The sequence below is a fragment of the Micromonospora sp. NBC_00821 genome (genome assembly GCF_036347035.1).
Taxonomy (GTDB): domain Bacteria; phylum Actinomycetota; class Actinomycetes; order Mycobacteriales; family Micromonosporaceae; genus Micromonospora; species Micromonospora hortensis.
Genome location: NZ_CP108880.1, coordinates 5,870,183 through 5,884,164 on the forward strand (window position 1 = coordinate 5,870,183; position 13,982 = coordinate 5,884,164).

A 13,982-nucleotide genomic window follows, 5' to 3' on the forward strand; every position below is an offset into this window, starting at 1 on the left:
CTCCTCCCTTGTGCTGCTCCCCGGTGCCCCGTCGCCACCCTTTGCTCTGCACCTACATATGCACCGGGGCCTCTTCGGCGGGTGTCGCCTCGGCGGGTGTCGCCTCGGCGGGTGCAGAGCAAAGGGTGCGGGCAGGGTCGTATTCGGTGGCCGCGGCGGCACGCAGGAACTCGATCGACCGGGCCGCCACGGCGGGTGCGGCGTGCGAGTCGCGGGGCAACTCGACGGCGACCAGGCCGCGGTAGCCGGCGTCGCGCAGCGCGGCCAGCACCGGCGGGAAGTCGATCTCGCCGACGCCGAACTCCAGGTGCTCGTGCACGCCTCGGCGCATGTCGTCTATCTGCACGTTGACCAGGTGGTCGGCCACCTCGGCGACGCACTGCGGCACCGGCCAGGGCTCCAGGCACCGGCAGTGGCCGATGTCGAGGGTGATGCCGAACCGGGCCGGATTGTCGAGCGCGGCGTACAGCCGACGCCAGTCGGCGATGTCCTGCACCAGCATGCCCGGCTCCGGTTCGAAGCCGAGTGTGACGCCAGCGGTGTCGGCCGCGTCGACCACCGTGGCGCAGCCGGCCACCAGCCGGTCCCAGGCGCACTGCTGTGACACCGCCTCGGGTCGAACACCGGCCCAGAACGAGACCGCCTCCGCGCCCAGGTCGGCGCCGATCCGCACGGCCCGGCGTAGGAACTCGATCCGCCGGGTCGGGTCGTCGTGCAGCAACGTCGGTGCGTGCTTCTGCCACGGGTCGAGCAGGTAGCGGGCGCCGGTCTCGATGACCACCGCCAGGCCCAGCGACTCCAACCGTCGACCGACGGCGGCGACCCGGCGGGTGAGCCCGGGCGCGAACGGGTCCAGGTGGTCGTGGTCCAGGGTGAGCGCCACCCCGTCGTAGCCGAGGTCGGCGATGACGGCGAGCGCGTCGTCGAGGCGGTGGTTGGCGAAGCCGTTCGTGCCGTACCCGAGGCGCAGCGTGGTGGCGTCGGCGGCCGACGCACCGGGCCGGGGCTCGGGGACGCTCATGTCGGGGAGACCTTCCGGGCCAGCCGTCGACCCAGCGGCGCGGCCGCCGCGACGGCCACCCCGAGCAGACCCGCTCCACCCCGTGCGGTGAGAGCGCCCTGGAGGGCCGGCAACCCGGTGATCCCGGCGCCGACGGCAGCGCGGACCCGCCCGGCCGACGGGTCCCGGACGACCTCGGCCTGGGCCGCGCCGTACCGGGCGGCGTACCAGCCGGCCAGCACTGCGGGCAGCACCGCCGCGATGGTGGCCGACCGGCTGCGACCCGCGCGCGCACCGGTCTCGTCGACGGTGTCGGCCCGGTCGGTGGCCCCGGCCTGGTTCGTCGTGCGGAGGGCCGCGCGTCGGGCGCCCGGCACGGCGACGGCGGCACTGACGGCGACCAACGCGGTGCCAGCGAGGGTCCGCATCGGCAGGGTGGCGTCGGCGCCGGTGACCTCCCGGCGGGACAGCGCGGTGACCGTCCAGGTGTGCGCGGCGACGGTGGCCGCCGCCGGCAACGCCCGGGTCATCCGGCCGCCGGACGCGCCGAGCAGCACGTCCAACCCTCGGCAGGCGGCCATCACGGCCGGGCCGGCCGCGGTGTTCTTGGCCAGCAGGTCGTACCCCCAGATGGTGGCGGCCAGCGGCACGGCCAGCGCGACGGCGCGGCGACCGCCCGCGGCGGCGGCCAGGCCCACGCCAGCGGCCGTGAGGCCCGCCGCGAGACCGACAGCGGCGGCCGGGGTGACCCGCCCGCTCGGAATCGGCCGCTCGGGCCGCTCCTCGGCGTCCAGACGCCGGTCAGCCCAGTCGTTGGCGGCCATGCCGGCCCAGTAGAGCAGCACCGAAGCGCCGGCCAGGGCGGGGGTACGCGGGCTCAACGCCCCGGCCGCCGCGGCCCCGGCGATCACGTCACCGGGCACCGAGAGCGCGGCCGGGGCCCGGACCAGCTCGGCCAGATCAGCCAACGTTGTCATGGTCACCGTCTCCGCCGTCGTTCAGTTGCCGGGTGAAGGCGGTCAGCCGGGCCCACTGCTCGCCCAGCGAGTGGGTGGGTGTGCCCAGCGGGTCCTTGAAGAAGAAGCCCAGGTCGGCCAGCGGCCCCACCTGCCCGGCGGCGTGTGCGGCGGCGGTGAGTCGGGCCAGGTCGAGGACCAGCGGCGCGGCCAGCGCCGAGTCACAGCCGTGCCAGGTGAACTCCATCCGCATGCCGGTGCCGAGGAACCCGCTGAAGGTGATCAGATCCCAGGCGGTCTTGAAGTCGCCCAGCTCCTCGACGTACTCGATGCGGGTGCCGCCCTGCGGGACGTAGCCCAGCGTCTCGCCGAGCACCCGCTGCTTGCTCTGCACCTTGGCCGCGTTCGCGGCCGGGTCGGCGAGGGTGGCGCCGTCGCCACCGCCGAGCAGGTTGACCCCGGACCAGGAGCCCACGGCCAGGTTGCGCATCGCGAACATCGGCGCGAGCACCGACTTGACCAGGGTTTCCCCGGTCTTGCCGTCGTGCCCGGCGTACGGCAGTCGGGCCTCCTCGGCCAGCGCGGCCAGCGCCGGCAGCCGCAGCCCGGTGGACGGGGTGAAGTCGACGTACGGGCAGCCGGCGAGCACTGCGGCGTACGCGTAGAGGGAGCTGACCGGCAGCACCTCGTCCGGACCGTCGAGGGCGGCGCGTAGCGCGGCCGGGTCGGCGTGCGCGGGGTGCGGGTCAGGGGCCGGCTCGGTGGCGGAGACGTTGACCACCACCACCCGGTCCAGGTCGTGCCGCTCGCGGAAGCTGGTCAGGTCGCGGACCACGGCCTCGGCCCGGTCGGCCTGGGTGTCACCGACCGGCGCGGGGCGCAGTTCCTGCTCGACCACGCCCAGCTCGTCGCGGAGCGCGGCGACCAGTCGCCAGGGGATGACACCGGCGTCGGCGAGGGCCTCGGCGCGCTTGCACAGCGGAGTGGTGGCCAGGTCGTGTCCGCCGAAGACCAGATCGGCGAAGGCCGGCAGGGCCGGGCCGCGTAGCTCGGGAAGCTCGGTGACGCAGCCGGTCGGCCCGGCCAGGCCGGCCCGCAGCGCGAGCGCCCCGACGATGCTGGTGGTCGCGACGGAACCGCGCGCTCCTACCAGCCAGACACCTGTTCGCATGGTGCTCCTTCCCCATTCACGAGGAACCGTCGGTACCGCTAAATATAGGAATATCAGAATATGTTTCGGAAAGATACGGCCCAGTTTCGGAAAGTTTCGGGCCGGGTGGATGGGCCCCGTCCGCTCGCCCCACACCGGAACAGCACCGGCTTCCGACGTCGGCGTCGGCGGCGACGACGCCGGACCGGATCCCGGCGGGTGCGAGCAGACGGGGCTGGTAGGCAGGGTCGGGTCGGCGTCTCGACCCTGCCTCCCCCGCATCCGGCCGGTCGGGGCATGGGCATGCCCCGGCCGGGCGTCTCAGGCCGCCGCGACGGGCGGTGCTATCAGGTGCTCCGGAACTTTCCCGGTGGTGGCGGTCCTCCGGTGCGGCCGGGGAATCCCGGTCCGGTCGCACCGGACGACCGTCCTGCTCGTGCGCCACCGGGCCGTGAGGCCCGGCTGCACGCTCTCCGAAGCCGACCTCTGTCCCGGCCACGGGGCGCAATCCGTGGCTGGTCCCTCGCCGGTCGGCTTCGGAAAGCCGGTCGGGCGATGGCGGTGCGAACACCGCCGTCGCGGATGGTCAATGGTCAGACGGCCGCCGCTGTCAGCGTCGGTTCCACCTCGGCCCAGGAGGAGCCGAGCTCCGCCGAGCGGGCCACCGCGTCCAGCACCAGCTGGACCTGCAACGCGTCGGCGAAGGAGGGAGTCGGGTCGACACCGGTGGCGACCGCCTCGATGAAATCGCGCATCTCGTGCGTGAACGAGTGCTCGTAGCCGATGATGTGGCCCGGGGGCCACCACGCCGACATGTACGGGTGCTCGCCCTCGGTCACCAGGATGCGGCTGAAGCCCTGCTCCACGGCCGGGCGGGTCGCGTCGTAGAACTCCAACTCGTTGAGTCGCTCCAGGTCGAAGACCACGCTGCCCAGCGAGCCGTTGATCTCGACGCGCAGCGCGTTCTTACGGCCGGTCGCGAACCGACTCGCCTCGTACGTGGCCAGGGCGCCACCGTCGAGCCGCGCCACGAAGACCGCGGCGTCGTCGACGGTGACAGTCCCGGTGGGCGCCGTGTGACCGTCCACCGAGGCCGCCAGACCGCTCGACTCGGCCGGCAACGGCCGCTCCTTGACGAAGGTCTCGGTGACCGCGCTGACGCCGCTGATCCGCTGACCCGTCACGAACTGGGTCAGGTCGATGATGTGCGCGCCGATGTCACCGAGCGCGCCGGAGCCCGCCCTGTCCTTCTGCAACCGCCAGACCAGCGGGAACTGCGGGTCCACGATCCAGTCCTGCAGGTACGTCGCACGGACGTGTCGAATCACCCCGAGCCGTCCGTCGGCGACCAACTGGCGCATCATCGTGACCGCGGGGACCCGGCGGTAGTTGAACCCGCACATCGATCGCACTCCGGAGGCCCGGGCGACGTCCGCCGCAGCGGTCATCGCCCGTGCCTCCTCCACCGAATTGGCCAATGGCTTTTCGCACAGAACGTGCTTGCCTGCGGCCAACGCGGCGAGAGCGATCTCGGCGTGACTGTCGCCCGGGGTGCAGATGTCGACAACGTCGATGTCGTCCCGGTTGATCAGGTCGCGCCAGTCGGTGGTGTACGCGTCCCAGCCGAGTGTGTCGGCGGCGTCAGCCACCTTCGCTGTGTCTCGGCCGCAGATCAACGCCATCCGGGCCCGCGCCGGCAGGTCGAAGACGCGGTTCACGGTGCGCCACGCCTGTGAGTGCGCGGCGCCCATGAACGCGTAGCCGACCATGCCGACCCGCAGTTCTTTGTCTGTCGTGGACAAGGTGGGTCTCCCCCCGGTATGTCAGAACCCGAGCTTGTCGTAGCTGCTCGCGTTCTCCTTGGTGATCGTCTCCGAGGCCAGGGTCACTTCCTTGGGCACCTGCAGCTCCGTCAGGTCGCCCAGGCCCCGACCCTGCGCGATGAGCCGCGCGAGCGAGACCGCCGAGGAGGCCATCGACGGGTTGTAGGTGACAGTGGCCTTCAGCACGGTGTTGTCGGCCTTGATGGCGTCGATCGCGAGCTTGGAGCCCGCGCCGCCGACCATGAAGAACTCCGACCGGTTGGCCTGCTTGATGGCCGCGAGCACACCGATGCCCTGGTCGTCGTCGTGGTTCCAGATGGCGTCGATCTTCGGCAGCGCCTGGAGCAGCTGGGACGCCTCACGCTGACCGCTGTCCGAGGTGAACTCGGCCGAACGGCGGTTCCGCACCGTGAACCCGTAGGTCGCCAGGGCGGCCTTGAACCCCTCGCTGCGCTCGACGGTCAGCGGGATCTCCAGGCCGGCGATCTCACCGATGACCGGGTTGGCGACGCCCTTGTCCTTGAGGATCTTGCCGATGTAGTGCCCGGCCGAGACGCCCATGCCGTAGTTGTCGCCCTTGATGACCAGCCGCGAGGCCAGCGCGTCGGGGAACGCCCGGTCGAGGTTCACGATCGGGATGCCCGCCTGCATCGCCTGGAGGGCAACGGCGTTGACCTCCTTGCCGTCGTGCGGCAGCACGACGATGATGTCCGGCTTCTGGGCGATCAGGGTGCCGAGCGTGGAGCGCTGGGCCTCGGAGTTCGACCCGCCGTCGACCTCCTTGAACTCCACGTCCGAGTAGGCAGCGGCCTGGGCCTTGGCGTTGGCGTGGATCGCGCCCATCCAGCCGTGGTCGGCGGCCGGGGCGGAGAAGCCGATGACGACCTTCTTGCCCGGGGCGTTGTTGCCTTCGGTGTTTCCGGCGGCCTTGGTCTGGGTGCTGGCGGCCGGGGTCTCGTTGCTGGTGCAGGCAGTGAGAAGGGTGGCAGCGCCCACTGCGGCTCCACCGAAGAGCAACCGGCGGCGCGACAGGTCGCGACTGTGCTGGGTCATGAATGACCTCCTGGGAGCGGGATTTGACCTATTGAGGGTGTGCGAGGCCCGGCCAGCGTCGAACGTTCTCGACGTCGCCAGGACAACGGTGCGGTGCGTCAGGTTGCGGTGGTGACCCTGTTCCGCGCGAGGAGCCGAGTGACTGACTTGAACTGGAACTGCTGGACCAGGACGGCGGCGACGATGATGCCGCCCTTGACCATGTTCTGCGCCTCGATGGAGAGGCCGTTGATGGCGAAGAGGTTCGTGATGGTGGCGAAGATGATGACGCCGAGCAGCGAGCCGACGATCGTGCCCCGGCCGCCGCTGAGCAGCGTCCCGCCGATGATCGCCGCGGCGATCGCGTCCAACTCGTACAGGTTGGCCATCGCCGCCTGCGCCGAGGTCGCCTGCGAGGTGAGCATGATGGCGGCGATACCGCAGCAGAGACCGGAGAGCGCGTAGAGCAGCATGGTGTGTCGCCGGACGTTGATGCCCGCCAGCCGGGCCGCCTCCGGGTTGCCACCGACGGCGATGGTCCGCCGGCCGAAGGTCGTGCGGTTGAGCACCACCCAACCGGCCAGCACGACAGCGCCGAGGATGTAGACCAGGATCGGGATCCCGATCACCTTGCGCGCGGCGATGTCGTTGATGAAGGTGCTGCTCGACACCTGGGTCTGCTTGTTGGAGATCGACGCCGCGAGCCCTCGCGCGGCCACCAGCATCGCGAGCGTCGCGATGAAGGGCACCAGCCGCCCGTACGAGATGAGCACACCGTTGACGAGGCCGACGCAGATGCCGACAGCGAGGGCGGCGAAGATCATGCCGCCGGCGCCGTAGCTCTGGGTGGCCACTGTGGTGCACCAGACCCCGGCCAGTGCGACGATCGCGCCGACCGACAGGTCGATGCCGCCACCGATGATCACGAAGGTCATCCCGACGGTGACCACGCCGACGACCGAGGCCAACTGGAGAATGGCCAGGACGTTGTTCCAGACCCAGTTCGGGTCGCCGTACAGGTCGGGCTTGGTGACCGCGCCGACCACGATGAGCGCGGCCAGCACCCCGATCAGACCGAGGTTGCGCTTGGCGCCGTCGCCACCGTCACCGCGCCACCAGGAGAGCTTGCCCCCGGATCCTGCCTTGTTATTGGCCACCGCCGTCTCCGCCGGGTCCACCGGCGGCGACTGCGCCGGAAGCTGCGGGCGCTCCGGTGTCGCGGTGGGAGTGGGAGTCGCGTCGCTCATGCCGGTGCGCCTTCCATCAAGGACCCCGCCATCACGAGGTCAAGCACAGTGTTCTCGTCGAGTTCGCCGGCCGCGGCTTCGCGGACGACCCGCCCTTCCCGCATCACCAGCACCCGGTCGGCCAGACCCAGCACCTCGGGCACCTCGCTGGAGACCAGCAGCACCCCCACGCCCTGAGCGGCCAATGCCCGGATGACCTGGTAGAGCTCGGCCCGGGCGCCCACGTCCACGCCCCGGGTCGGCTCGTCGAGAAGCAGCAACTTGGTGCCGCCGAGCAGCCAACGCCCGACCACCACCTTCTGCTGGTTTCCGCCGGACAGCGTGCGTACCGGCCGGTCGACGTCCCGGGGCCGCAGCTCCAGGGTCTCCGCGATCCGGTCCGCCTCGGCGCGTTCCTTGGCGGCGTTGGTGAAGCCGAGCCGCGCGTACCGGCCGAAGGTGGCCAGCGTGACGTTGCGGTAGATCGGCTCGCCGAGCAGCAGCGCCTGGCTCTTGCGTTCCTCCGGGGCCATTCCCATGCCGGCGCGAACCGCCGCGCCGACGCCGGGCCGGAGGACCTTCCCGTCCATCTGCACAGTGCCGGCCTCCGGGAGGCGGGCACCGTAGATCGTCTCCAGCAGCTCGGAGCGACCGGAGCCGACCAGCCCCGCGATGCCCACGATCTCTCCGGCACGCACGTTCAGCGACACGTCGGCGAACTCGCCCGTGCGGGTCAACCCCTGCACCTGGAGCAGGTCGGCGCCCGCGGTGTCGTCGGTCGGCCGGTCCGGGAAGACGTACTCGATGGTGCGGCCGGTCATCCGGCTCACCAGGTCGCGGGTCGGGGTGTCGCGCGCCGGCAGGTTCGCCGCCGTGGTCCGGCCGTCCTTGAGGACGGTGACCCGGTCGCCGATCTCGCGGATCTCCTCCAAGCGGTGGGAGATGTAGATGACGGCGATGCCCTGCGCGGTCAGCTCTCGGATGATCCGGAACAGGTTGCCGACCTCGTCGTGGGCCAGCACCGCGCTCGGCTCGTCCATGATGATCAGTCGGGCCTCGTGTGACAGCGCCCGCGCCATGCTGACGATCTGCTTGCCGGCCGCCGGCAGGGACCGGACCATCCGCCCCGGCGGAATCTCACCGTGGCCGAGCCGGCCGAGGATCTGCCGGGTGTGCCGGGCCATCCGGCCGCGCCGGACGAAACCGAAGTTGCGGTACTCGTGCCCGAGGAACGCGTTCTCCGCCACCGACAGATCCTCGACGAGGTCGAGCTCCTGGTAGATCGTGGCGATGCCCGCCTTCATGGCGGCCTGCGGGTTGGCGAACGTGGCCGGCTCACCGCGCCACTCCACCTGCCCGGAATCCGGTTGGTGCACCCCGGCGAGCACCTTGATGAGGGTGGACTTGCCGGCGCCGTTCTGCCCGAGCAGGCAGTGCACCTCGCCGGCACGCACCTCCAGCTGCACGCCGTCGAGCGCGCGTACGCCGGGGAAGGTCTTCACCAGATCGGTGAGGCGCAGGACCACCTCGCCCGCGACGGTGTCGGCGGGAGCCTCGACCAGCGGCGCCTCGGCGACGGCCTCGGCCGACGCGGTGGCGGGGTCATCCTCGGGCAGAGCCACAGTCTCCTCCTCGCTCACGACGGAATCTCGAACAGCTTCATGCGGCTTCCCCGAAGGCGACGTCGCTCGCGAGGACCGCCGCGCCGGTGACACCGGCGCGGCCGCCCAGCTCGGACAGGACGACGGGAAGGTTGCCGGTCGCCAGCGGCAGTGACCGGCGGTAGACCACACTGCGGATCTCGGCGAGCAGGATGTGGCCCAGCTGGGCCAGCCCTCCGCCGATCACGATCATGGAAGGGTTGGTGAAGCTGACCAGGCCGGCGAGCACTCCGCCGACGCGCCGTCCGCCGTCCCGGATCAACTGGATGCAGGTCACGTCGCCCTCGACAGCGCCCTCGGCGACGTCCAGCGCGGTGACGACACCGCGCAGCGCCAGCCGTTCGGCCAGCGCCGGCGACGTCCCACTGCGGGCGGCGGCCGCGGCGTCCTTGGCCAGCGCGGCGCCGCTGAACAGCGCCTCCAGGCAACCGACGTTGCCGCAGGAGCACATCGGACCGTGCGAGTCGACCTGGATGTGGCCGATGTCGCCGGCACAGCCGTCGGTGCCCCGGTAGACCTCGCCGGTGAGGTAGATGCCGCACCCGATGCCGGTGCCGATCTTCACGAAGAGGAAGTCGTCCACCGAGTGGGCGACCCCACCGTGCCGCTCGCCGATCGCCATGATGTTGACGTCGTTGTCGACCACCGCCGGGCAGCCGTGCTCCCGGCTGAGCAGCTCACGCACCGGGAACCGGTCCCAGCCCGGCATGATCGGTGGTGACACCGGAACGCCGTCACGGAAGCTGACCGGGCCGGGTACGCCGATGCCGACCGCGTCCAGTCGCTCGTACGCGCCGTCGACCCGGGCCTTGTGCAGAAGTTCGTTGACCCGTTGCAGGGTCACCTTCGGGCCGTTGCGGATGTCGGCAGTCTCGGCGTAGTGGGCCACCGGTTCGAGGCGGCCGTTGACCACCTCGACGTCCATCGAACTGGCACCGAGGTCGACGGCGGCGAAGCGCAGCTTCGGGTTCAGCTCGACGAGAGTCGAGCGACGCCCACCCCGGGATGCGGCGAGCCCGGCCTCGGCCACATAACCCAGCGTCACCAGGCGGTCCAGCTCGGCCAGCATGCGCGGACGCGGCATCTGGAGCCGGTCGCCCAGCTCGGCCCGGGACACGGCGCCCTCGTCGCGGAGCAGCCGCAACAGGCGCACGTGTAGGGGGTCGACGGTGCGCACCCGGGTCCCCCTCTACTTTGGCAGCGTTCACATCGACGCAATGTCGATGTGTTGTGTCCGACACAGTAAGAGCGGTCGCATCGCCTGTCCAGAGCTTCGGCTGTTCCGACGCTAACTTTTGCTCAAACGGACAGAAGTTTCGGTCGCGCTTGCGAGGGGATGGGCCGGCTTCGCTGTGAACCGTCGTCGTACCGGCACCCACCGACCGGGTGAGCCCGCCCCGACCCCACCGCGGCGACGCCGACCTCCACGCGCTCCCGACGGAGGTGCGTCGGCGCCCATCGGCCCACCATCGGTGTCAATCGGTATCGATGCGCTCAAGCAGCGATTACGCCACCGAGACGGACGTCCACAGCCCACCCGAATCGTCGGTGCCACCGTCTCCGCAATTGCAAAGGACGTTGACAGTCGTCTACATGGTCGTTAACGTTCCTGGGCATCGCCAGCTACGGGGCGAGTCGCGCACCGCAATTCTCCAATCGCGATGACCTTCCGTTCTGGCGTGCCCGAACACCCCGACGGGAAGGACCCCAATGAATCGACCGACGCGCTTTGTCGCGGCCGTGTCCGCAGTAGCGTTCGTCGCGCTATTCTCCCCATCGGCAGCCCAGGCGGCGCCGTCCTCGACCAGCTCCGACGTCGCCGTTGTGGCCGCGGCACCCGTCCGGCAGGCCGCTTCCAGCGCTGCTGAGGGTGACTTCGGCACCCTCGGGAACTGCACCGCGGGGATCTTCTGCGGCGAGGTGAAGAACCGGCTCGGCCGATCCATCAAGCTCTCGGGAAACTGGCCGACCAACAGCAAGACGATGTGGCTGCCGGCTGGCCAGGGCAGCGCATCCGACTCGAGGTACTACTACGAATTCCGGGACACCGACGGATTCCAGGTGCCCAGCGGTTACATTTACTACGACAGCGTGGGTAACAAATATTACCCCGGTTGGCACAAGGTGAACGACCTGCAGGTGGTCACGCTAAACGGCTGGTGCCTCACCACAGCCTGTAGCTGACGGTCGGATCCACAATAGGCGCGTCAGTGGCTGCCGGGCCGGCACGGGTCCGGCAGCCACTGACGCGTCGCCTCAACCGACCGAACCGCGCTGGTTGCGCTTCTTCTTGAGCTTGCGGTCGTCGCGCAGCTCGACGTACGGCTCGTCGTCCACCGCGTGACCGGCCGAGATGGCGCGGCCACGCTCCAGCTCGGCGTCGAACTCCGCGCCCAGCAGGATCGCGATGTTGCTCAGCCAGAGCCACACCAGGAAGATGATCACCCCGGCCAGCGTCCCGTACGTCTTGTCGTACGAACCGAAGTTGCTCACGTAGAAGGCGAACAGGCCGGAGATCACCAGCCAGATCACCACGGCCAGCACGCCACCCGGGCTGACCCAGCGGAAGCCGCCGTGCCGCGCGTTCGGCGAGGCCCAGTAGAGGATCGCGAACATCAGGCTGACCAGGATGAGCAGCACCGGCCACTTCGCGATGTCCCACACCGCTACCGCCGTCGAGCCGAGCCCGATCACGTCACCGACCGACTCGGCGAGGCGGCCGGTGAAGACCACGATCACCGCGCAGACCAGCAGCAACACGCCGATCACCGCTGTCACACCGGCCCGGATCGGCAGCGTCTTCCAGATCGGCCGACCTTCCGGCACGTCGTAGATCGTGTTCGACGCACGCATGAACGCACCGATGTAGCCGGACGCGGACCAGAAGGCGGCCACCAGACCGATGATCGCCGCGATGCTGGCCAGGCCGCCGTTCTGCTGGGCGGTATTGATCGCGCCCTCGATGATCTGCTGAATGCTGTCGTTCGGCACGGCCTGGTTGACGGTGTCCTTGACGCCCTCGGTGGCGCTCTCGCCGAGCAGGCCGAGCAGGGAGATCAGCACCAGCAGGCCGGGGAAGATGGACAGCACCCCGTAGTAGGTCAGTGCCGCCGCCCAGTCGGTCAGGCTGTCGTCCTGGAATTCGGTGATCGTCCGGCGCATCGCCGCCTTCCAGCCGCTGCCGGGCAGGTCGGTGGGGCTGTCCGGGCCCGCGTCGGGCCCGACCGGCGTGGTGGCCGGATCACGCTCACGCTGGGCGGAAGACTCGTCCGAGGTCATCGCCCCTCCTCCTGGTCGGCGGTGTCACCTCCGGACATGCCCCGTCGACGGGCGCGGATAACCCCTACTTGTAGAGCAACCTCGCCATTCGACGGGAGGCCACGAGCAAGCCGACCGCCATCATCGCCAGCAGGTAGAGCACGTCGAGCAGCCAGAGCCAGCCATCACCGCCCAGCGCGAGCCCGCGGATCAGGTGCACCGACCGGTACAGCGGGGTGATCTCGACGAGCCAGTGCAGAACTGTCGGGTAGGCCTGCGCCGGAACGAAGGTGCCGGAGAAGAGGAAGAGCGTGAACTGCGCGGAGGCCATCAGGTCGAAATCCTGCCAACTGCGCATGAAGGTGGAGATCGCCATGCCGAGCGCACCGAACGCGAAGCCGACAAGCACCGCGGCCGGGAGAGCGGTCAGCGCGCGGGTGACGCTTGTCAACTCCAGCGCGACCATCACACCGAGGAACGCCGCCGAGTAGGCGCTCCCCCGCAGCATCGCCCAACCCAACTCGCCCACGGCGATCTCGAACGGCCGTACCGGGGTGGCGATCACCCCGTCGTACAGCTTCATGTACTTCATCTTGCCGAAGAAGTTGAATGTGGTCTCCGAGATCGCCCCGGTCATCGCCGAGGAGGCGAGCATCGCCGGGGCCACGAACTCGGCGTACGAGACCAGCCGCCCGCCGGGCAACGGCAGGTCGCCGACCAGCGCGCCGACGCCCACCCCGATGGACAGCAGGTAGAGCAGCGGCTCCACGAAGCCGGAGAGCAGCAGCAGCCAGTAGGCCGGCTTCAGCGCCGCGACGTTGCGCTCGAACACCGACGCCGACCGCCGGGACGCGGCGGAGACGTCGACCAGCCGGGGCAGGATCAGCGTGACCACGGCACCCTCTCTGCTTGCTCTTCGGGTTGCTGTTCAGACGACGGGCTGCTGCTCAGACGACGAGCTTGCGACGGAACGCGCGCACCGCCAGCAACCAGCCGGCGACCGCCCAGGCGGCCAGGTAGAGCAGGTGCCCGACGATCGACCACTGTGGGGCGACGCCGAGCGTGGCCGCGCGGCACAGGTCCACGCCGTGCCACAACGGCGTCACGTACGCCAGCCACCGCAGCGCGTCGGGCAACGACTCGACCGGGAAGAACACCCCGGCGAAGAGCGTCATCGGGATGACCGCGAACCGGAACAGCATCGCGAGCCAGTTGTCGCTCGACACCGACGCGGCGTACGCGAAGGTCGGCGCGGCGACGGCCAGCCCGAGCAACGCCACCACCGGCAGGGTGACCACCGCCCACGGCGACCGCAACGCCCCGAACAGCCCGGTGACCAGCAGGAACGCCACGATAGTGGTGAGCACCCGGAACAGCACGAAGGCCAGGTGCCCGGCCACGATGTCACTGACCCGCAGCGGTGACGCGCCCTGCGCGAAGTAGGTCTTGACCCATTGGAAGTTGCTGAACACCGGCCAGGTCGAGTCACCGACTGTCACCTGGAGCGCTGTCGAGGCGATCAGCCCGGGGACCAGCCAGTCGAGGTAACGCACCCCGCCGACGCCCTGGTCGATGTAGGCGCCGACGCCGAACCCAAAGCCGAGGACGGTCAGGACCGGCAGCAGGAACGACGAGAACACCCCGGCCCGCCAGGTGCGCCGCAGACCCACCAGGTAGTGCTCGAACACCGCGTACGCCGGCACCCATGGGAACCGCGCCGATCCCGCCGCACTCACCCGACCACCCCGCCCACCGCGCCGACCACCACGACCTGTCTACCCCCGGGGTACGACAGACCGCCGGTCACCCTACGACGACCCCGCCGACGTGTCGCCCCGGTTTCCCCGCGCCGCCCTGGTTTCGCGGCGTCGCCCGG

At 70.3% G+C, this 13,982-nt stretch carries 12 protein-coding genes; 1 reads left to right on the forward strand and 11 read right to left on the reverse strand.

Annotated features, from left to right (window positions below; translation table 11 throughout):
* Positions 1-52 precede the first annotated feature (52 nt).
* The 8 genes from OHB44_RS26685 to OHB44_RS26720 all read right to left on the reverse strand — a co-directional run bounded on the left by OHB44_RS26685 (position 53) and on the right by OHB44_RS26720 (position 10,025).
* Positions 53-1,021, reverse strand: coding sequence for a sugar phosphate isomerase/epimerase family protein (locus tag OHB44_RS26685; protein WP_266304718.1), 969 nt, complete (start codon positions 1,019-1,021; stop codon positions 53-55).
* Positions 1,018-1,977 carry an SCO3242 family prenyltransferase gene (locus tag OHB44_RS26690; RefSeq protein WP_238686903.1) on the reverse strand — a complete coding sequence of 320 codons (960 nt, stop codon included), beginning with the start codon at positions 1,975-1,977 and terminating at the stop codon, positions 1,018-1,020. Before OHB44_RS26690 ends, OHB44_RS26685 begins: the two co-directional genes overlap by 4 nt.
* Entirely contained in the window at positions 1,961-3,127 is a 1,167-nt protein-coding gene (locus OHB44_RS26695; protein WP_238686902.1) for an inositol-3-phosphate synthase, read from the reverse strand. Before OHB44_RS26695 ends, OHB44_RS26690 begins: the two co-directional genes overlap by 17 nt.
* 572 nt (positions 3,128-3,699) lie before the next feature.
* Positions 3,700-4,875: a Gfo/Idh/MocA family protein gene (locus OHB44_RS26700; protein ID WP_372488403.1), complete on the reverse strand. Its 1,176-nt coding sequence runs from the start codon at positions 4,873-4,875 to the stop codon at positions 3,700-3,702.
* Between the two features lie 54 nt (positions 4,876-4,929).
* Entirely contained in the window at positions 4,930-5,982 is a 1,053-nt protein-coding gene (locus tag OHB44_RS26705) for a substrate-binding domain-containing protein (RefSeq protein WP_238686900.1), read from the reverse strand.
* A 98-nt stretch (positions 5,983-6,080) separates the two neighbouring features.
* The gene (locus OHB44_RS26710) at positions 6,081-7,208 is read right to left on the reverse strand and encodes an ABC transporter permease (RefSeq protein ID WP_091408995.1); all 1,128 of its coding nucleotides are present in this window, start codon (positions 7,206-7,208) and stop codon (positions 6,081-6,083) included.
* Positions 7,205-8,713: a sugar ABC transporter ATP-binding protein gene (locus tag OHB44_RS26715; protein WP_238686947.1), complete on the reverse strand. Its 1,509-nt coding sequence runs from the start codon at positions 8,711-8,713 to the stop codon at positions 7,205-7,207. Before OHB44_RS26715 ends, OHB44_RS26710 begins: the two co-directional genes overlap by 4 nt.
* 133 nt (positions 8,714-8,846) lie before the next feature.
* On the reverse strand, positions 8,847-10,025 hold the full coding sequence (locus OHB44_RS26720; protein WP_238686898.1) for an ROK family protein: 1,179 nt from the start codon (positions 10,023-10,025) through the stop codon (positions 8,847-8,849).
* A 533-nt stretch (positions 10,026-10,558) separates the two neighbouring features.
* On the opposite strand from OHB44_RS26720, the gene OHB44_RS26725 reads away from it, so the two are divergent.
* Complete coding sequence (locus tag OHB44_RS26725) at positions 10,559-11,032, forward strand: hypothetical protein (protein ID WP_238686897.1); 474 nt, start codon at positions 10,559-10,561, stop codon at positions 11,030-11,032.
* 72 nt (positions 11,033-11,104) lie between these two features.
* On the opposite strand, the gene OHB44_RS26730 is transcribed toward OHB44_RS26725, so the two are convergent.
* The 3 genes from OHB44_RS26730 to OHB44_RS26740 all read right to left on the reverse strand — a co-directional run bounded on the left by OHB44_RS26730 (position 11,105) and on the right by OHB44_RS26740 (position 13,842).
* Positions 11,105-12,127, reverse strand: a complete 1,023-nt coding sequence (locus OHB44_RS26730; RefSeq protein WP_238686896.1) for a YihY/virulence factor BrkB family protein — start codon at positions 12,125-12,127, stop codon at positions 11,105-11,107.
* 64 nt (positions 12,128-12,191) lie between these two features.
* Positions 12,192-13,001, reverse strand: a complete 810-nt coding sequence (locus tag OHB44_RS26735; protein ID WP_330438568.1) for an ABC transporter permease — start codon at positions 12,999-13,001, stop codon at positions 12,192-12,194.
* 52 nt (positions 13,002-13,053) lie between these two features.
* Positions 13,054-13,842: an ABC transporter permease gene (locus OHB44_RS26740; protein ID WP_330438569.1), complete on the reverse strand. Its 789-nt coding sequence runs from the start codon at positions 13,840-13,842 to the stop codon at positions 13,054-13,056.
* Between the last annotated feature and the right edge of the window lie 140 nt (positions 13,843-13,982).